Here is an 18,039-nt window from a genome sequence, read left to right on the forward strand (position 1 = left end):
GCGAGATTACGGTGAAAGGGCTCTGTAGAAAACATCCTCTTTTCATCACCTCAACCCCCTGTGACCTTCATCCATCGCCTTCCCTCCTGCTCACGCCAGGGGGAGAGTCTCCAGCCCCCCACGATGAAGATTGGGGCGGAAGGCGGAGAAATGAACATGAAAGGGGGGGTGCAGTCCACCGCCTATCTTCGCGTGGGAGGTTCGGGGGGCGGCGCATCGGATCGACGTACCTTTCCGCACGCTCGTGAACGGAGGGTCACATTCAGAGCCAAAAAGAAAATAGATGCCCTCTCAGAGAGCTTCGAGGAAGGTCCGGTGCAGCCTGAGATCGCCGCCGAGTTCGGGGTGGAAGGAGAGGACCATATGCTTCCCGCACCTGACGGCAACGATCCCCTGCTCAGTCCTGCCGAGCACCTCGACACCGGGGCCGGCAGCCGTCGCCATCGGGGCCCTGATAAAAATCGCGTGGAAGGGCTCGTCGAGCCCCTCGATCGCCAGACCGGCCTCGAAAGATTCGCGCTGCCGCCCGAAGGCGTTGCGCTCGATGGTGATGTCGACGATACCGAGGGGTTCAAACCTCGAATCGTTGATCTCGGTCGCGACCAGCACCATCCCGGCACAGGTCGCGAAGATCCCGCCCTTGAAGGTCTGGATCGCTTCACGAAGACCGCTCTCGGCGATCAGTCGGGCAAGGGTCGTCGACTCGCCGCCGGGAATGGCAAGGGCGTCGCAGCCCTCAAGGTCGGCCGGCGTGCGGACCGGCACGACCTCGCCGTCCCCTCCGAGGGCGGCCTCGAAGGCGCGGATATGTTCGCTCACGTCCCCCTGCAGGGCGAGGACGCCGACCTTCTTACCAGCCACGCTCCTGCAGCCTCTCTTCTCCCTTGAGTTCGTGGATGTCCAGGCCCTTCATCGGGTCGCCGATCCCGCGGCTCACTTCGGCGATGACCTTCGCATCGGTGTAGTGGTGGACCGCCTCGACGACGGCCTTCGCCATCTTCTGGGGGTTGGTCGACTTGAAGATCCCTGAGCCGACGAAGACGCCGTCCGCGCCCATCTGCATCATGAGGGCGGCATCCGACGGCGTGGCGATCCCGCCCGCGGAGAAGTTCACGACCGGGAGACGACCCATCTTCGCCGTCTCGGCAAGCACCTCATACGGGGCCTCGATCGCGCGGGCACGGGCGCGGAGTTCCTGCTCGTCCATGCCGGCGAGTTCCCTGATCTCGCCCTGGATCGCCCGCATGTGCCTGACCGCCTCGACGACGTTGCCGGTCCCGGCCTCGCCCTTCGTCCTGATCATCGCCGCGCCCTCGTTGATCCGGCGCAGGGCCTCGCCGAGGTTGCGGGCGCCGCAGACGAACGGCACGGTGAACTTCATCTTCTCAATGTGGTACTCCTCGTCGGCCGGGGTGAGCACCTCGCTCTCGTCGATCATGTCGACGCCGACCGCCTCGAGCACCTGGGCCTCGACAAAGTGACCGATCCGCACCTTGCCCATCACCGGGATGGAGACGGCGTCGATGATCTCGATGACCTTCTCGGGGTCGGCCATCCGCGCCACCCCGCCGGCCTTCCTGATGTCGGCCGGAACCCGCTCGAGCGCCATCACCGCAACGGCGCCGGCTTCCTCGGCGATGCGTGCCTGCTCGGCGTTCACCACATCCATGATGACACCCCCCTTCTGCATCGACGCAAAGCCCCGCTTCAGGAGCTCGGTGCCGTACCTCAGTTCCTCAAGTTTCATTATTCCTACCTATTGGACAGTCAACCCAATAAAAATAGTGCGATGATCGCAAACGAGCAAAATCCAAGCGTAATACCCCGAACTGCCCCGATAATTTCCGGACCTCCGTCCAGAAGGCTCCGCTCTCCAGGACCGATGGTGTAGATCCAGGGCTTGACGAACCTGACCCCGGTCCCCCCGGCGATGACCCCCATCGGCCACCCGCCATTGGGTCCGGGCCGCTTTCTCCGGTCTGCCTGGAGGGTCTGCAACGCCGGCGCGAACCGTCCTTTCACCCCGAAGTAGACGAGACCCACCAGCGCGGTCAGCCTCGAAGGGACGAGGTTCGCGAGGTCGTCGGCCCTCGCGGGCCACCACCCGAGCCTGATACGTTCGTCAGGATACCCGAGCATCGCGTCCATGCAGTTGACCGCCCGGTACACTGCGGCCGCCGTGAGCCCCAACCCGAACGGAGTGAAGACGACGAACCAGAAGAGCGGGGCGACGACCGAGTCGGAGAGATTCTCGGCGACCGACTCATAGGCTGCGGAGCGGATCTCCTCGGCACCCAGGGCGGCGGTGTCGCGGGAGACCAGCATCCCGGCGGCCCGCCGGCCTTCTTCCAGGCCCCCACTCGAGAGTGCCGTCTCGACGGCGGAGGCGTGCTCCTCAAGCGAACGCCAGGCAAAGGTCACCTTGAGAAGGAACGGCGAGAGGACGAGGAGGACAAGAGGCGGAAGATAACTCTCGGCCAGCCAGAAGGGGAAGGCGAAGAGCAGCACCGAGACAGTCCAGAGAACGACCCCCACCACACGCTGAAGATGTTTCGGGTAGTGTGTTGGCCGGCCCCACCACCCGACGAACCGGCCGAAGAGCGCGACCGGATGAAACGGCGTGTGGGGATCTCCGAAGCACCGGTCAAGGACCAGGGCAAAAAGGAGGGTCAGGGCCGCAGGAACCACGCCGCGAGCACCCCTGCAACGAGGAGAAGAAAGGCCGAAGCCTCGAAGACCGTGAGCCCGGTCCCCACATAGACGATGAAGAGGAGGGCCGCCGCGGTCACGATCGCAAAGGAGACCACCGGGAGTTTTGGCGCGGCTTCCGGTTCGGGCTGCACCACCACCGGTTCTTCTTCCTTCGGGGCTGGCAGATCGCGCACATAGACCTCGAGATCAGAGCGGTTCGCCCCATACCCCGTGATCACCTGGAGGGTGAAGGTGCCAGGGAAGATATCGTTCCTGAGATAGACCTGAACCTCTGCATCCTCTTTCAAAAAAACATTTTCGTGAACAAAATCAGTGAACCGCCCACCATCAGGAGCCGATATGGTGAGATGGAGAGGAGAGCCCTCGTTGAAGAGTTCCAGTATGATGATATCCCCTGGTCTGGCCTCCACCGATTCGGGGAGGTCGATAGAGTTGATCCTGTACCTGTTCAGCCGGATCTCACAGGGGACGTCCATACTTCACTTCAGTCCTGATCGGTCGGAGGGAGGAGGTTGGGGATCCCTTCCCTGATGGGGTACTCGACCTCGCACGCGCCGCAGAAGAGAGCACCCTCGATGATCTCATCGTCTTTCTCCTCGGCCACCCTGAGTTCAAGGTCACCCTTGCAGACCGGGCAGCAGAGGATGGGGAGGAGTGAGCGCTTCACAGTTCATCCCTCAGGTCGATGATCTGGGAGAGGTCAGGACCGGTTGAGATCAGTCCGATCGGGGCACCGATATCCTTCTCTGCCTGTTCGAGGAACTCGATGGCCTTGGGGGTGAGGGCATCATAGGAGGTCGCCCCGAAGCAGGTCGGGTCGACGTGGTCGATCCCGGTGATCGCGGCGATCGTGCATCCGTTGATCATCGCCGAGTACCTGGCCATCTTTCCGTCCCACCCGCCGATCCTGCGGAGACGGTGGGTGACGGTCCCGAACTCCTGGAAGCCGAGAGAACTCGACTCTTCCGCGGACATCTCGGTCTGGAACGGACCTTCGCCGACCCTGGTCGGGTAGGCCTTGAAAACCGCGATGACATCGTCGACCTTCGTCGGGCCCACACCGTTGTCGGCGGCGATCTGCGAGGCCGAGGTATCTTTGCTGGTCACGTACGGGTAGGTGCCGTAGTACAGGGAGATCCCGAACCCCTGGGTTCCCTCGAGCAGGACGTTCTCGCCCCGGTCGATGGCGCCGTTGACATCTTCAGCCACGTCGATGATATAAGACGAGAGTTCAGGGACGTCCTTCGCCTGTCTTGAGGTTCTCAACACCCGGTCGGAGTTTGCCGGTCCGCACCCGGTACCGGTCGACCCGATCTTCTTGGCCAGGTGATCGCTGCCCCGGTCCCGTGCCACATGCTCTTCTTCGATGATTCCGCAGCGACCGTCCACGAAGACCCGGCCTTCGACGCCAAGCAGATCGATCTCCTTGAGGAAGACCCGCGGGTCGACGAGCACGCCGCTCCCGATGCAGAGTTTTGCGTCAGGATAGACAAAACCCGACGGGATCATCCGGACACCGTAGTTCTGGTCTCCGACCGTCACGGTGTGCCCGGCGTTCGGGCCCACGCCTCCCCGTGAAATAATAGAGGGATGGTCCTGGTGGGCAACGTGCGCGACGATTTTGCCCTTTCCTTCATCCCCAAAAAATCCTCCGACAATGATGGTGCACGACATGTCTATATCATGTAATTTGGGGCGATACATGATGATAAAAGTATATCATCAGGTGCCCCGACCCCTCACTCCCGGTCGCACTTCTCATTTCCCGACCCTGAGAGGCAGCGCCTGATGGTGCGGTAGAAGGGAATGTGCAGGACGATATGGACGATCATCAGCACCATGAAGATGAGACCGGTGATATTATGGAGATCCACCCATTGGCCTCTCGTCACCCCCAGGAAGACCCTGAGGTTGGTGGCGCCGGTCCCGGCATGGACCCAACCGAAACCCCCTCCACCCGAAGGAAGGAAAAAGAAGAGGACGACTGAGGTTAAACCCACAATAATGAACGCTACCAGCAGTGCAAGATCAATGACGGCGTTGATCTGTCTTTTCTGCATGATAGGGCATGCAACGTTCAACGATATATAAGATTTCCCGGGAACCGAAGCGGCAGGTTTCTGATGAGAGCCTCATATTTTCCTGATATGAGAACCTCATAGAGACGATCCTTTTTTCGGCTCTGTAGAATCGGGCATGAGCCGCGGGCTCAAGCATACGGGATGAAAATTTCTCGTCACTTGCTCTCTCTCTTTTCAAGACAGGAGAACTGGTGAAGACTTCGTTCCATCGTCGCCCTCATCGCAGACTCTTCACCGCCTTCTCACGGCGGGGGACTTTGCCCCCCGGACCCCCCACGACGAAGATAGCCGAAGGGCGGCATGATGATCGACTTCGATTCGCACCTCGAACGCACGGATGAGGGTCAAGAATCGATCCAGTTCTGAGATGATATTTTCATCACGTATGCTTGAGGCGGGCGCTCGCCTCATGAAAATTCTACAAAGGGCTCTGTAGAAAACATCCTCTTTTCATCACCTCAACCCCTTGTGAACTGAATCCATCGCCTTCCCTCCTGCTCACGCCAGGGGGAGAGTCCCCAGCCCCCCAGGATGAAGATTGGGGCGGAAGGCGGAGAAATGAACATGAAAGGGGGGGTGCAGTCCACCGCCTATCTTCGCGTGGTGGGTTCGGGGGGCGGCAAGCCCCCCGTCGAAGAGAACCATCAAGATGATTTCTACAAAGCCCTTTTTTCACCTCTGTTGAATCGAGTATGAACTCTGGGCTCAAGCATACGCGATGAAAGTTTTCTGAGCAGCGCTTCGGCGTGTGGGTGGATCTCCATCCTCGCAACAGGGCATCTGGAAGATCCGGTTTTATCCCCGAACCCTCGCGCCGGGGGCGCTGCCTCAGAACTCCGAATGGCGAGTGAGGGGGGAAGGCGTGGAAAACAATTCTGATCCATATGACGAGAATTTTCCGCGAAATTGGGGGTCGGCACCCCACCCTCAAAAATGTCGGCGACTGAAAAAAACCGCCCGACATCTTCAACATAATCCGTTATGAAAATAATATATAAAATACAATATCGACATCTCCAGTGGAAACAAAGGGGTTCAGCAGGTCAGAATTGTCAGACAAAGGTCATACACAACAGATCGGGATCTGATGAACCGACAAAAAAGGGATCGCGCGGATCTCAGCCGCGGAGACGGGCCACAAATTCGCCCATCCGCTCGACCGCGACCGAAAGATCCTCACGACTCGTGGCGTACGAACACCTGATATGGCCCTCGCCGGCCGGACCGAAGGCGCTGCCGGGCACGACCGCGACCTTCTCCTCCTTCAGGAGTTGCTCGGCAAACTCCTCGTCGGAAAGCCCGGTTGTCTTCACCGACGGGAAGGCATAGAAGGCCCCGAGAGGCATGTGACACCGCAGCCCGATCCGGTTCAGTCCCTCGACGAAGAGGTTGCGGCGGAGGCGGTACTCCCGCACCATCTCGTTTTTGTCCTCCTCAGCCTGCCGGAGGGCCGCGAGGGCCGCCACCTGGCCCATCACCGGGGCACAGAGCATCACATACTGATGGATCTTCAGGGCGGCGTCGCAGATCTCTTTGGGAGCACAGAGGTACCCGATCCTCCACCCGGTCATCGCGTAGGCCTTTGAAAAACCGTTCAGGGTGATCGTGCGCTCGCGGAGTTCCTCGATGGAGGCCGGCGAGCAGTGGGTGCCTTCATAGGTCAGTTCCGAGTAGACCTCGTCGGAGATGAGAAGGAGGTCGTGGTCCACCAGGATGTCGGCGATCGCCCGGTAGTCGCTCCTGTTCATGACCCCGCCGGTCGGGTTGTTCGGATAATTGAGCAGGATCGACTTGGTCTTCGGGGTGATCCGTTCCATCAATGCTTCGGGAGTGATCTTGAACCGGTCCTTCTCCAGACAGGGAAGAGGGACCGGGCGACCGCCTGCGAGGGTGACGCACGGGGCATAGCTGACATAAGCCGGGTCCATGACCAGGACCTCGTCGCCGGGATCGGTGACCGCCCTGATCGCGATGTCGACTGCTTCTGAGACCCCGGTCGTGATGATGATCTCGTCCTCGGCAGAGTAGTCGGTCCCGTACCGGCGCGCGAGGTCGGCGGCAAGCGTGTCGCGCAGGGCCGGAAGCCCCTTGTTCGAGGTGTACGAGGTGACGCCCTGTTCAATCGAGTAGATCCCGGCCTCGCTGATGTTCCATGGGGTGGAATAATCGGGTTCCCCGACACCAAGGGAGATCACGTCGTCCATCCCGATGCAGAGATCGAAGAATTTTCTGATCCCCGAGGGCGGGATCTCCCGCGCCCGCTCAGATACGAAGTTGCGCATGCGACACCTCAGAACGAGTACGGAAGGCGTTCGCCGGCGATGCGCTCGTCGTACGGCGTCCCATTCTCCTTGTAGGTCTTCATCACGAACTGGGTCGACGTCTCGTTGATCTGCTCCATGGGGGCGATGTGTTCTGAGACAAACCTGGCGACCTCCTGCATCGTCCGCCCGGTGACGAGGATGATGAAGTCGTACCTCCCTGAGACCAGACGGAGGGTCTTCACCTCTCTAAAGCGCGCGATCCGCTCGGCGATCCTGTCGTACCCGTAGTCGCGCTCTGGTGTGACTTTGAGAGCGATGATCGAGGTGACCTCACTGTCTCCTGCCTTTTCCCAGTCGATGACCGCGCAGTATTTTCTGATGACCCCTGCTGCCTCGAGGGCCCTGACCCGGTCCGCGGCCTCGTGTACAGGGAGCTCTACCATGGTCGCCAGTTCCTCGATCGGAACATGGCTGTTTTCCTCCAGGATATGGAGGACCAAACGATCTTTGTCATCCATTGCAATCACCGAAACGATGCCTTCAGGCGGTTGAGGTCTACCTGGGCGAGACGTTCCTCAGAAAGCCTCGGGTCTTTCGCGAGGACTTCCTGTATTTTCTTCGTGTTGCTGTCAAACCACATCTCTTTTGTCCTTCCATATCGTCCTTTCGAGACGACGCGGGTGTTGATCACCCCGAGCATGTTCAATTCGGAGATGAGGTCGGTGATCCGCCGGTGGGTGAGCGGGTCGATGTTGACGATGCGCGAGACCTCACGGTAGACCCTGGTCACCTCGCCGGAGGTGAAGATCTTCTTGTCCATCTCCTCCAGGAGCAGCATCGAGTACAGGACGACTTTGCTCTGGGTAGGCAGGGTCGAGATGCACTCGATCATCGAGTCGGTCTCGATCTTCTCGAGGGCCATACGGACGTGCTTCTCTTTCACCTGTTCGGCGTTCTCCCGATCCGCAAGTTCGCCGGAGACCCGGAGGAGGTCGAGGGCGCGGCGGGCGTCGCCGTGTTCCTGCGCGGCGAAGGCGGCGCAGAGCGGGATGACCCCTTCTTCGAGGCTTCCTTCGACGAAGGCCATCTCAGCGCGCTGGGCGAGGATGTCGCAGAGTTGCGGGGCGTTGTAAGGGGGGAAGACGATCTCCTCTTCGGAGAGGGAGGAGAGGACGCGGGGGTCGAGGAAGTCGGTGAACCTGAGGTCATTGGAGATCCCGATCATCGAGACCTTGGCGCCCTGCAGGTCGGCGTTGATCCTGGTGAGGTTGTACAGGGTCTCGTCCCCGCTTTTTTTGACGAGTTTGTCGATCTCGTCCAGGACGATGACGAGCACCCCGCCGGTTGCCTCAAGCTGGTTCTTGAGTTCGGTGTACACCTGGTCGGTCGGCCACCCGGTCATCGGGATGTGAGCGCGGGCGCGGTCACTCGCGCTGGCGTCGAGGTCCTCAAGGCTCTTGGCGATCTGCGCGAGTACGCGGTACTGGGTGTCGATCACCTCGCAGTTGAGGTGGACCACCCGGCACCCGGTCCCCACACCGGCGCCGACCTTCTCGAGTTCGCTCCCCACGTACCGGACACACGCCGTCTTGCCGGTCCCGGTCTTCCCATAGATGAGAATGTTCGAGGGGGTCTCGTCCTTGATAGCAGGTGCGAGGATGGAAGCGATGGCATCGATCTGGGGGCGCCTATGAGGGAGGATCTGCGGTCGGTACGAGTGCCTGAGCACCTCCCGATTCTTAAAGATCCGGTTGTTGCTGAGGAATTTTTGAAAAAGACCAAGGGGTTGATCATCGTTTTCGGCCATGGTATCAACTGCAGAAGTAAGGGGTGAACACTGATCTCATGGGGGTGAGGGGATATAACCCCTTTGTTTCCATTGGAGATACTATATAAATATGATCTCCGGTTTCTGAGAAAGGTTCAGAAACGCCGAGATCGCGAACGATCACCCCCACCCCTTTGTTTCGAGTGGAATCAAAAGGAAAACAGGATCCTGTTTTCTTTTTTAATTGTGAAAAACAGCTTGTTGTATGGTTCGCGACTTGTACTATATATCCGATCTGATCAGAGATCAGCGATCACGCCGATCTGACTAGATCGTGATCAGGGATCAGGGATCGGCGCGAGATATGATCGCGGATCCCACATTGGTGATGATGATGATCTGAGATCCCGGATCCGGTAGAATCGGGATCAGTCGATCTCGGATCCCGGATCGGTGATCACAGATCCTCGATCAGGCAGAATCGGGATCAGTCGATCTCGGATTTCGGATCGGTGATCTCAGATCCTGGATCCGGTAGAATCAGGATCACCCGATCTTGGATCTTGAATTGGTGATCACAGATCCTCGATCAGGCAGAATCAGGATCAGTCGATCTCGGATCGGTGATCACAGATCCCCTCGATCTTCTCTGATCGTTCTTGATCCTCACCTGATCTCTTCATGATCCTCACTGGATCGGAGTTGATCACGCTGATCGTAAAGGGAAACAATGGGGAGTACAGGGGAGATCAGGGTGTGATCTCAGGGGATCCGGATCTTGGATTCGGGTTCAAATATCTTGTTTCATCTGATTATCTCCCAGGATCTTCGATAAAATGATCGGGGAGTGCCGGAGGAGATCCGGTGGCAGAAGAGCGTGATCCCTCCTCGTTTTACTCAGGTCTTCTCCGCCTTCGTTCCACTGGAAATAAAGGGGTGGGGGTTCTTCCCTCTCCCACAAGAAGTATCTGGGGGAAAGGATCAATCTCTCACTGAGGATTCTCAATGAAACCAGAACATATCAAAGAGATCGAGGTGACCGTCGCGGTGGTGACCGTCTCCTCGACGCGGACCGAGGAGACCGATACGAGCGGGAAAGCGATCCGCGATCTCCTTGAGGCCGCGGGGTATCATGTCGTCCACCGGGCGATCGTCAAGGACGACACCGCGGCGATCCGGGCCTCCCTCTTCGAGTCGCTCTCGCTGGCGGATGCCGTCATCTTCAACGGAGGGACAGGGCTGACCCCAGACGACTGCACCATCGAGGCGGTGGAACCATTCTTTGAGAAGAAGATGGAGGGGTTCGGAGAACTCTTCAGGATGCTCTCCTATGACGATATCGGGACCTCGGCCCTCCTCTCGCGCGCCGCTGCCGGTGTCGCGGGCGGAAAGGCGATCTTCTGCGTCCCGGGATCGACCGGTGCGGTCACCCTCGCCACCGAGCAGATCATCATCCCCGAACTGCTCCATATCATCTCGCACGCCCGTGGGTAGATCGCGTCAATTCATTTTTTGGCTCTGTAATTTTCTCGACTCCTTTCGATCGTCAGCGAAAGCCGATGGCTCGTGATCAGATCGTGCCGTCTCCGATTACTGAATTTGTTCTGGTATTTCGCGAGAAGATAGGACGGGAGACGGCGACAGAGATCAACCTCCTCCCGTCCGGTTCTATCTTCGGGGTCATGAGACCGGAACGGCGTTGTGATCGGATGTGCCGTCCTCCCCCACTGAATTTGTTCTGGTATTTCGCGAGAAGATAGGTGAGGGACGGCATGGGGTGGTGTGCTCCTCGGGGTAATGATCGCCCTCTTCCCGTCCGGGTTCTATCTTCGGGGTCATGAAACCGGGACAGCGTGATGATCCAAATATGCCGTCCCTCATCACTGAATTTTGTCTGATATTTCGCGAGAAGATAGGTGAGGGACGGCATGGGTGGTGTGCTCTTCCTCGTCCTGCTCCAATCTTCGGGGTTATGAAAATAGAACAGCGTCGTGATCAAAATGTACCCTCCCTCATCACTGAATCTGTTCTGCCGTCTCGCGAGAAGATGGGACGGAGGATGGCACGGGGTGGAGTGCTCCTCGGAGTAATAATCGCTCCTCTCCCTTCCCGCTCCAATCTTCGGGGTCATGAGAACAGGACGGCATCGTGATCAAAATGTGCTGTCCCTCATCACTGAATATTTTCTGGTATTTCGCGAGAAGATAGTGCGGGGGACGGCGACGGAGATCAACCTTCTCCCGTCCGGTTCTATCTTCGGGGTCATGAGAACAGGACGGCATCGTGATCAAAATGTGCCGTCCCCTCATCACTGAATCTGTTCTGCTCTCTCGTGAGAAGATAGGACGGGGGACGGCACGGGGTGGTGTGCTCCTCGGGGTAATAATCGCCCTCTTCCCATCCGGTTTCTATCTTCGGGGTCATGAGACCGGAACGGCGTTGTGATCGGATGTGCCGTCCTCCCCCACTGAATTTGTTCTGGTATTTCACGAGAAGATAGGTGAGGGACGGCATGGGGTGGTGTGCTCTTCCCCGTCCCGCTCCAATCTTCGGGGTCATGAGAACAGGACAGCGTCGTGATCAAAAAATGTGCCGTCCCTCATCACTGAATCTGTTCTGATATTTCGCGAGAAGATGGGACGGGGGACGGCACGAATTGGTGTGCTCCTCGGGGTAATGATCGCCACTCTTCCGTCCCGCTCCAATCTTCGGGGTCATGAGAACAGGACGGCATCGTGATCAAAATGTGCCGTCCCTCATCACCGAATTTATTCTCCCATCCCATCTTGTGAGAAGATAGCCGGTGCGGCACCTTCGGTGAAAGATGTGGGAGGCTCGGTTGTTTCACGTTTGCATCTCGAAAAAATTGGGGATTTTACAGAATAGAGTTTTCAATTATTATCGGTTGATCTCGAGGAGGGCCACCCGTTCGTAGACAAGAAGCCTGATCCGTCCGCCTGCGGCCTCGAGTTCCTCCTCGGTGATCCCGAAGCGCTCCATCAACCGCTTCTGCCTGGCGGCGTCGATCTCCTCCCAGTCCTCGTCCACCCATTTGACCACTCTGGCAAGGGCCTCGGCGGCCGTGGGGGAGGGCGGGCAGAAACAGACATAGGAGCGGTTCGTCCCCTCGTGAAGCCCGATCTCGGTCCCGATCCGGCACTGTCTTGTCCCTGCGGCGTACAGGAGGGCCTCCATCTCCAGCGACCTGGAGATCGCCCGGCCTTCCCGGCACGACCGCACCGCATGCCTCACCGCCTTCTCGACGTGCCCGCGCCCGGCCATCTCGTCGGCGTCGAAACAGATGATATGGGTCTGGTGCGCCGCCGCAATCCCGGCCATCGTCCTGAGGAAGGCAGGCAGCGAGTCCACCTCGATGACTGCCTCCCTCACGTCACACTCATTCATTCTCGGTTCCTCCGAATGCACTCAACGAAGTCTGGTGTTCGCCCGGGCCCTCGGCGAGGGGTTCGTCGTCGACCGACTCCGGTTCCGGCACCTCGTCCACCTTACCGCCGGCCTGGGCGACGACCCTGGCCGCGGTCTTCTCGCCCAGGATGGGAGTGAGTCTCCCCACGCCTGCGGTCCTGAGATCCTCGGGAGTGACAAGCCCGGCGTTGAAGAGCCTTCTTGCGCGCACCCGTCCGATCCCGCGCAGCCTGATCAGCGGGAGGAGTTCGCGTTTGATCCCGTGCTTCACCCTGATCTCCAGTTCAGCGATTGGTTTCTCGAGGTCGGGGGCGAAGAGATGCGCGAGACGCGAGGTTGCGTGGATGAGCCAGACCGCCGTCTCGACCTTGTTGTGGATGTCGCCCGGCCCCACATTGAAGCGTTCGCAGATCATCTCATCGGTCACCTCCTCGGCCCAGTTGAGGAGGAGCATGGCGGTCTTGACGCTCTGGAAGAAGCCTTCGAGGTCGTCGTAGCCGTACGGCACGCCGGTCCAGAGGTCGTCCCGGCGCTCCGCGAGGAACCGGTCGACGACCTCGTAGTCGTCCTTGCGCAGGAAGAGGGTGAGCATGTCAGGGGTCTCGCAGAGGAGTTCGAGCACCCCGACGTCGGCGTACGCGGGCCGCAGCCTCAGCGCATCGACGACCGCTTCGGCAGTCCTCGGGTCGATGTACAATCTGGAGACGAGGGTTCCATACTCGGTTCCCTCGAGCCACTCGTCGAGTTCGTCGACCATCTCGGCCGCGATCAGGTCGTCGATGACCCGTTCGACCGTCTCCTGAATGGTGGAACGGCGGCCCTGGTGCTCGTAGGCGTAGAAGGTCGTCTCCATAAAGCCGAGCACCTCGGTGCGGCTCCTGGCAAACCCGGTGGCGACCAGCGAGAGGATATGGGAGCGGAGGGCGTTCTCGGCATTGCACTGCGAGTGGACCTCTTCAGGCAGCGCATCGATATAGGTCTCGAAGAGATCTTCACTGTCGCTCTCGCGTTTGGCGATGAGCACCGCCTCGCCGTACGGGTCGAGGTGCGGCCGCCCGGCCCGCCCGGCCATCTGTTTGTATTCGCCGACCGGGATCCTGGCCATCCCGTTCTGGCCGAACCTCAGGTAATCGCGCACGATCACCCGCCTGGCCGGGAGGTTCAGGCCCGCAGCCAGGGTCGGGGTCGAGGAGATGACCTTGATCGCGCCTGTCCTGAACCCGTCCTCCACCTCGCGCCGCTCGGCGGCGGCGAGACCGGCGTGGTGGAAGGCCGCCCCCCCTTTCACGCACCGCGCGAGCGTCCGGCCCAGTTCGGTCGTCGCCCCCTGTTCGATCCGCTCGGCCGCCGCGTCAAGAGTGGGGTCGGAGAGTTTCAGTTTTGACGCCGCCCTCTTTGCAAAGGCCTCGGCGTTCCGCCTGCTGTTCACGAAGACCAGACACTGCCCCCCCTCGGCGACGGTATCCAGGCAGAGGTTGAGGTCGTTGTCCTTCGAGACCGCCGGCACCGCCCGGGTATGGTCCTCGAAGTGGACCGCACCCTGCCAGTAGACCCCCTCGCGCAGGTCGACCGGGCGCCACTCACTGGTCACCAGTTCGGCGTCAAGCCAACCGGCCAGGGCACCGGGGTTCCCGACCGTGGCCGAGAGGGCGATCACCTGCATCTCCGGGTTCTTATGCCTGAGTTTGGCGATCACCATCTCGAGGGTCGCCCCCCGGTCCTCGGAACCGATGAGATGACACTCGTCCACGACCAGGAGCGTGATCTCCGCGAGCCAGGGGGCCCTGTTCCTGAGGAGAGAGTCGACCTTCTCCGAGGTCGCGACGACGATATCGTTTCTGCCCAGGTACGCGTCCCGGCGGTCCAGGTCGCCGGTCGCCACCCCGACTGAGAGGCCCTTCCCTGAGAAGTCGTCGTACTTCTCGGTGGCAAGCGCTCTGAGCGGGACGATGTACAGGCATTTGCCGCCGTCGGCCACCTGACGGTGCATCGCCATCTCCGCGACAATGGTCTTCCCGCTGGCGGTGGGGATGGCGCAAAGAAGGTTTTTGCCTTCGAAGATCCCGCGCCTGACCGCCTCCTCCTGCGGCGGGTAGAGGGCCTCGATACCCTTTGTGGTGTACGATTTTTTGAGGGGTTCCGGGATGGGGAGGTCAGTCACTTTCATATAGACCCCTTTGTTTCCACTCCACGCTCGATCATATGTTTCCAGATCTCAAGAAATATAGAGAAATTTGTATATCTCTCTCCACCGGCAATAGTCCGGGTCAGTAGTAGTACCCCAGCATGTCCTCGCGCTCCTCGCGCCGCTTCTTCTCGAGGAAGGAGAAGACCGTCTCGTGCTGGGCCCCGTTGATCAGCATCTCGATGGCGGTGCGCGCGGTCCTGAGTTTCTCGGGCATCCCGATGAGCGCCACCGTCTTCCCCTGGACCGAGATCTCGACCCCGGTCATATCCTCGATCTGCTGGCGGCCTTTCCCGGCCTTTCCGATGATCCGTCCCCGCAGGCGTTCCTGCTGTTTGGGGGAGGGATCGATCTCGGAGAGATCGATGACCTCGAGGGTCATGTCCTCGTCCTCGAAGAGGGCGAAGGCCCGTTCGGGGGAGAACCCGCGTGCAATGGCGGTGACCACGTCGGCGGCCCGCAGCACCCCGAAGGCGTCTTCACCTTCGATGAAGACGTCACCCTCGTCGCTGTCGATCCTGATGGCGCTCCCGGTCTGCTCTTCGATCTTTCTCTTTATGGCTCCTCTTTTTCCGATGAGGGCGCCGATCCGTCGTGCTCCGATCCTGATCTCCTGTACAGTCATATGTATCACCAGTCTTTCTTCTCGCGGAGCGGTCTGATCGCTCCCCCGGTCACCTCGTCCATCAACATGTCCTCGTCCTCCACCTCGCAGAGCGAGGAGAAGAAACGGTTGACGTTCCTGATATCCCTGATCAGGAAGGTGCCGGCATTCGGGTGCTCGCGGGTGACCGCCTGGCCCATGTCGATGATATAGGGTCTGTCCATCCAGAGTATATTGAACTCGCTCAGGTCACCATGGACGAGGCGTGCCTCCTGGTACAGCGTTTTGATGCATCCGATAACCTCCCGGTACGTCGCTTCCGGGTCGGGGAGGTCGACGTACCGGATCTGGGGTGCCGGCACCTCGTCCTCGCCGAGGAACTCCATGATCAGGATGTTGCGGTCGAAGGCGTAAGGCTCAGGGACCGGAACCCCGGCCTCATATGCCCGTTTGAGGTTTGCGAACTCCTTTCTCGTCCAGGTGAAGACGATATCCTTTCGAGTCCGGCGCACCGACGCAAACCTGGGATCGCCGAGAATATAATCGGCCATCGCCTTGAAGTTCGCCGTCCTCATCCGGTAAATCTTGATCGCGACCGTTTTTTCGTTCCGCTCGCCCAGGAAGACGTTTGCTTCTTTCCCGGTGGAGAGGGATCCGCCCACCGCCGAGAGTTTTTTCTTGTGGACAAGACGGTACAGGGCGAGGAGGGTCACCTCGTCGAAGACCTCTCCCCTGACCTTCCTGGTGTCCTCGTCTTTGATCCTGACGCCCAGTTCCTCGAGTTTCCTGTCGAACTCGCGACCGTCTCTGTCCTTACTCATAGGTCTGTCTCACCTTATGCGACCGCGTCGTGGACCCCGGCGAGCATCTCGACGAGGTAGTCGGTGGTCATGTTCTTGAGGTCCAGCGGGTGGATCTTGCCGCCTGCGTACGCCGCCTCGACCTCCGCGTAGGAGGCGAACTCCAGGTCGCCGCCGAACTTTTCCGGCCGGTGCATCGTGATCGTCTCGAAGCGGGGGAAGATATGATACTGAAGCACCTGGAGCACCGGGTTCTCATCGATCTCAGGCGGGCAGAAGGCCTTCTTCATCCGCTTCCTGATCGTCTCTTCGGAGTCGGCGACCGAGATGAGGTTGCCGGCAGAGGAGGACATCTTCTTCCCGTCCAGGCCGTTGAGGATGGGGGTGTGGATGCAGACCGGCGAGGGGTAGCCCATGCCCGGGAGGTGCTCGCGGGCGAGCATGTGGATCTTTCTCTGGTCGATCCCGCCGGCGGCGGCGTCGACGCCGAGGAGGGCGATGTCGGCCATCTGCATGATCGGGTAGACCATCTGCGAGACGGCCGGGTGGTCCATGCCGCGCCCGACCTCGTCCATCGAGCGGTGCGCCCGGTTGACGGTGACTTCCTGAGAGAGCTGGAGGACCAGGAGTTCATACTCGGGGTTGAGCTGGAGGTCGGTGCCCATCACGTACTTCGCTCCTTTCAGCCCCAGGGCCTCGAAGCACCGGCGGTTATACTCCGCGATCTCCCGCACCTCGTCCAGGGTGCCCTTGTGGTTGAGGAAGGCGTGGAGATCGGCGAGGAGGACGGTCACCTCGAACCCGGCCTTCTGGAGGTCCATGAGTTTGTTGACGGTCACCAGGTGGCCGAGGTGAATCTCCCCGCTCGGCTCGTACCCGGCGTAGACTCGCTTGACGGGCTTTTGAAGGAGAGCCCGCAACTCCTCGTCGGTGACGATCTCGACGGTATTGCGTGTTGCAAGAGAGTAGGGATCCATAAAAAGAGTTGGGGTGCGATGAGGATTAAACTTCTTCAGATGGCATGGAAGCCGAGGGCCTCGTTGGTCATCTGGATCGAGGTTGCGGCGTCGGCAGCGCCGTTCATCATCGCCCGGATGGCATCGACGTTCTCGACGACGACGTCGGCTTCCTGGTGAATGGCCTGGAAGAGGAAGAGTTCGTTCCCGACGAATCCGACCGAGTCGGCGAAGATGCAGTTCTCGTACAGGTCCGCGCGCTGCCGGCCCATGTCCTGCGCGAACTCTTTGAGTTCCGCGGTGCTCTTGATCCCGGTGGCGCCCCTGACCAGTCCCATCCGCGGGTGGGCCTCGATGATCTCGATGATCTCTTCCTTCGTGGCTTCCTTTTCGAGGTCCATCTGGATGGCGTGCATGTGCATGAAGGTGGTCGGGACGATCATCGCCATGGTCGTGATGTCGATCTCAGGGAGGACGCTCTGGACGTCGGGGCCGTGGTGGCTCGGGATCTCCACGGGGTTGAGAACGATGGCGTCGACCGGTCCCTTCTTCACTTCGCCGGGGTCGGAACCGCGGCGGACCATCGTTGCCCTGACTCTCTTCACGCCGAAGGCCTCGTCCACTGCATGGATGATCCGGCAGAGCCCGGTGGTGTTGCAGGAGACCACCCGGGTGAACTGGCGCCCCTTCGCCTCTTCGAAATTGCAGCTCGAGCAGAAGGAGAAGCCTGCGACCTCGTGGTCCTCGCCGCCCTGCCAGATCGCTTTGACGCCGTGGAGTTCGTAGAGTTTTTTGTTCTTGACTCCGATCCCGCCGGGAGTGGCGTCGACGACGACGTCGGCCTGCTTGATCATCTCGGTGACGTCGCCGGCGACCTCGATCCCGGCCTCATCGAAGAGTGGTTTGCGGTTGATCTCGGCAATGTAGAGCGGGTACCCGCGCTGGTTCGCGACGAAGGCCTCGGCGCTCGGCTTCGTCTTCGAAACCCCGATCACCTCCATATCGGGCTGAGCGGCGACCGCATCGGCGACACGTTTCCCGATGGTGCCGTATCCGTTGATTGCGACCTTGATCATGTAAAGCTTCAGTGACAACAGAACACCATAAAGGTTCCCTCTCGGGGGGTCTTCGGCCGTTGCCGTCGGTCGGTCTGTGGGAAAGGTAGTTCTGGTCGGCGATGTGCCGGGTTCCTGGCGTGAAGGAATTTTTTGTCTCTCTTCTCCAGGGGGCTGGCCGCTCGAAG

The 18,039-nt window shown here is 60.1% G+C and carries 18 protein-coding genes; 2 read left to right on the forward strand and 16 right to left on the reverse strand.

Going from position 1 to position 18,039, the window contains the following annotated elements; genetic code table 11:
- Positions 1–291: 291 nt before the first annotated feature.
- The 10 genes from pdxT to E2N92_RS08070 all read right to left on the reverse strand — a co-directional run bounded on the left by pdxT (position 292) and on the right by E2N92_RS08070 (position 8,864).
- Positions 292–861, reverse strand: a complete 570-nt coding sequence (gene pdxT, locus E2N92_RS08025) for a pyridoxal 5'-phosphate synthase glutaminase subunit PdxT (protein WP_220680677.1) — start codon at positions 859–861, stop codon at positions 292–294.
- The gene (gene pdxS, locus E2N92_RS08030; RefSeq protein WP_220680678.1) at positions 851–1,747 is read right to left on the reverse strand and encodes a pyridoxal 5'-phosphate synthase lyase subunit PdxS; all 897 of its coding nucleotides are present in this window, start codon (positions 1,745–1,747) and stop codon (positions 851–853) included. The genes pdxT and pdxS overlap by 11 nt, the downstream gene beginning before the upstream one ends.
- Before the next feature lie 20 nt (positions 1,748–1,767).
- Complete coding sequence (cbiB, locus tag E2N92_RS08035) at positions 1,768–2,688, reverse strand: adenosylcobinamide-phosphate synthase CbiB (protein ID WP_220680679.1); 921 nt, start codon at positions 2,686–2,688, stop codon at positions 1,768–1,770.
- Positions 2,670–3,188: a DUF7524 family protein gene (locus tag E2N92_RS08040; protein WP_220680680.1), complete on the reverse strand. Its 519-nt coding sequence runs from the start codon at positions 3,186–3,188 to the stop codon at positions 2,670–2,672. Before E2N92_RS08040 ends, cbiB begins: the two co-directional genes overlap by 19 nt.
- An 8-nt stretch (positions 3,189–3,196) precedes the next feature.
- Positions 3,197–3,379, reverse strand: coding sequence for a methytransferase partner Trm112 (locus E2N92_RS08045; RefSeq protein WP_220680681.1), 183 nt, complete (start codon positions 3,377–3,379; stop codon positions 3,197–3,199).
- A complete protein-coding gene (locus tag E2N92_RS08050; RefSeq protein ID WP_220680682.1) occupies positions 3,376–4,386 on the reverse strand; it encodes an adenylosuccinate synthetase in 1,011 nt (336 codons plus the stop codon). Before E2N92_RS08050 ends, E2N92_RS08045 begins: the two co-directional genes overlap by 4 nt.
- A 65-nt stretch (positions 4,387–4,451) precedes the next feature.
- A complete protein-coding gene (locus E2N92_RS08055) occupies positions 4,452–4,772 on the reverse strand; it encodes a DUF4405 domain-containing protein (RefSeq protein WP_220680683.1) in 321 nt (106 codons plus the stop codon).
- Positions 4,773–5,911: 1,139 nt separating this feature from the next.
- The gene (locus E2N92_RS08060) at positions 5,912–7,075 is read right to left on the reverse strand and encodes an aminotransferase class I/II-fold pyridoxal phosphate-dependent enzyme (protein ID WP_220680684.1); all 1,164 of its coding nucleotides are present in this window, start codon (positions 7,073–7,075) and stop codon (positions 5,912–5,914) included.
- Between the two features lie 8 nt (positions 7,076–7,083).
- Complete coding sequence (locus E2N92_RS08065; protein ID WP_220680685.1) at positions 7,084–7,575, reverse strand: Lrp/AsnC family transcriptional regulator; 492 nt, start codon at positions 7,573–7,575, stop codon at positions 7,084–7,086.
- Positions 7,576–7,580: 5 nt separating this feature from the next.
- On the reverse strand, positions 7,581–8,864 hold the full coding sequence (locus tag E2N92_RS08070) for an ORC1-type DNA replication protein (RefSeq protein ID WP_220680686.1): 1,284 nt from the start codon (positions 8,862–8,864) through the stop codon (positions 7,581–7,583).
- 642 nt (positions 8,865–9,506) lie between these two features.
- On the opposite strand from E2N92_RS08070, the gene E2N92_RS08075 reads away from it, so the two are divergent.
- A complete protein-coding gene (locus tag E2N92_RS08075) occupies positions 9,507–9,665 on the forward strand; it encodes a hypothetical protein (protein WP_220680687.1) in 159 nt (52 codons plus the stop codon).
- 165 nt (positions 9,666–9,830) lie between these two features.
- Entirely contained in the window at positions 9,831–10,319 is a 489-nt protein-coding gene (locus E2N92_RS08080; RefSeq protein ID WP_220680688.1) for a MogA/MoaB family molybdenum cofactor biosynthesis protein, read from the forward strand.
- Positions 10,320–11,723: 1,404 nt separating this feature from the next.
- Here E2N92_RS08080 and cgi121 read toward each other — a convergent pair.
- The 6 genes from cgi121 to E2N92_RS08110 form a co-directional block, all read right to left on the reverse strand.
- Positions 11,724–12,230: a KEOPS complex subunit Cgi121 gene (gene cgi121, locus E2N92_RS08085; RefSeq protein ID WP_220680689.1), complete on the reverse strand. Its 507-nt coding sequence runs from the start codon at positions 12,228–12,230 to the stop codon at positions 11,724–11,726.
- Complete coding sequence (locus E2N92_RS08090) at positions 12,223–14,418, reverse strand: ATP-dependent DNA helicase (RefSeq protein WP_220680690.1); 2,196 nt, start codon at positions 14,416–14,418, stop codon at positions 12,223–12,225. The genes cgi121 and E2N92_RS08090 overlap by 8 nt, the downstream gene beginning before the upstream one ends.
- Positions 14,419–14,518: 100 nt before the next feature.
- Positions 14,519–15,061 carry a KH domain-containing protein gene (locus tag E2N92_RS08095; protein WP_220680691.1) on the reverse strand — a complete coding sequence of 181 codons (543 nt, stop codon included), beginning with the start codon at positions 15,059–15,061 and terminating at the stop codon, positions 14,519–14,521.
- A 5-nt stretch (positions 15,062–15,066) separates the two neighbouring features.
- Positions 15,067–15,861, reverse strand: a complete 795-nt coding sequence (locus E2N92_RS08100; protein WP_220680692.1) for a serine protein kinase RIO — start codon at positions 15,859–15,861, stop codon at positions 15,067–15,069.
- 14 nt (positions 15,862–15,875) lie between these two features.
- Positions 15,876–16,817, reverse strand: a complete 942-nt coding sequence (locus E2N92_RS08105) for a tyrosine--tRNA ligase (RefSeq protein ID WP_220680693.1) — start codon at positions 16,815–16,817, stop codon at positions 15,876–15,878.
- 35 nt (positions 16,818–16,852) lie between these two features.
- Positions 16,853–17,872 carry a type II glyceraldehyde-3-phosphate dehydrogenase gene (locus tag E2N92_RS08110; RefSeq protein ID WP_220682975.1) on the reverse strand — a complete coding sequence of 340 codons (1,020 nt, stop codon included), beginning with the start codon at positions 17,870–17,872 and terminating at the stop codon, positions 16,853–16,855.
- Positions 17,873–18,039: the final 167 nt, after the last annotated feature.

The sequence above is a fragment of the Methanofollis formosanus genome (assembly GCF_019633745.1).
Taxonomy (GTDB): Archaea; Halobacteriota; Methanomicrobia; order Methanomicrobiales; family Methanofollaceae; genus Methanofollis; species Methanofollis formosanus.

Excerpts from the sequence above, each read along its gene's own strand:
- E2N92_RS08050 (WP_220680682.1), bottom strand. The coding sequence starts at position 4,386 with ATGTCGTGCACCATCATTGTCGGAGGATTTTTTGGGGATGAAGGAAAG.
- E2N92_RS08110 (WP_220682975.1), bottom strand. The coding sequence starts at position 17,872 with ATGATCAAGGTCGCAATCAACGGATACGGCACCATCGGGAAACGTGTC.
- E2N92_RS08040 (WP_220680680.1), bottom strand. The coding sequence starts at position 3,188 with ATGGACGTCCCCTGTGAGATCCGGCTGAACAGGTACAGGATCAACTCT.
- E2N92_RS08055 (WP_220680683.1), bottom strand. The coding sequence starts at position 4,772 with ATGCAGAAAAGACAGATCAACGCCGTCATTGATCTTGCACTGCTGGTA.
- E2N92_RS08100 (WP_220680692.1), bottom strand. The coding sequence starts at position 15,861 with ATGAGTAAGGACAGAGACGGTCGCGAGTTCGACAGGAAACTCGAGGAA.
- E2N92_RS08075 (WP_220680687.1), top strand. The coding sequence starts at position 9,507 with ATGATCCTCACTGGATCGGAGTTGATCACGCTGATCGTAAAGGGAAAC.
- E2N92_RS08105 (WP_220680693.1), bottom strand. The coding sequence starts at position 16,817 with ATGGATCCCTACTCTCTTGCAACACGCAATACCGTCGAGATCGTCACC.
- E2N92_RS08070 (WP_220680686.1), bottom strand. The coding sequence starts at position 8,864 with ATGGCCGAAAACGATGATCAACCCCTTGGTCTTTTTCAAAAATTCCTC.
- pdxS (WP_220680678.1), bottom strand. The coding sequence starts at position 1,747 with ATGAAACTTGAGGAACTGAGGTACGGCACCGAGCTCCTGAAGCGGGGC.
- E2N92_RS08095 (WP_220680691.1), bottom strand. The coding sequence starts at position 15,061 with ATGACTGTACAGGAGATCAGGATCGGAGCACGACGGATCGGCGCCCTC.
- cgi121 (WP_220680689.1), bottom strand. The coding sequence starts at position 12,230 with ATGAATGAGTGTGACGTGAGGGAGGCAGTCATCGAGGTGGACTCGCTG.
- E2N92_RS08065 (WP_220680685.1), bottom strand. The coding sequence starts at position 7,575 with ATGGATGACAAAGATCGTTTGGTCCTCCATATCCTGGAGGAAAACAGC.
- E2N92_RS08060 (WP_220680684.1), bottom strand. The coding sequence starts at position 7,075 with ATGCGCAACTTCGTATCTGAGCGGGCGCGGGAGATCCCGCCCTCGGGG.
- E2N92_RS08090 (WP_220680690.1), bottom strand. The coding sequence starts at position 14,418 with ATGAAAGTGACTGACCTCCCCATCCCGGAACCCCTCAAAAAATCGTAC.
- E2N92_RS08080 (WP_220680688.1), top strand. The coding sequence starts at position 9,831 with ATGAAACCAGAACATATCAAAGAGATCGAGGTGACCGTCGCGGTGGTG.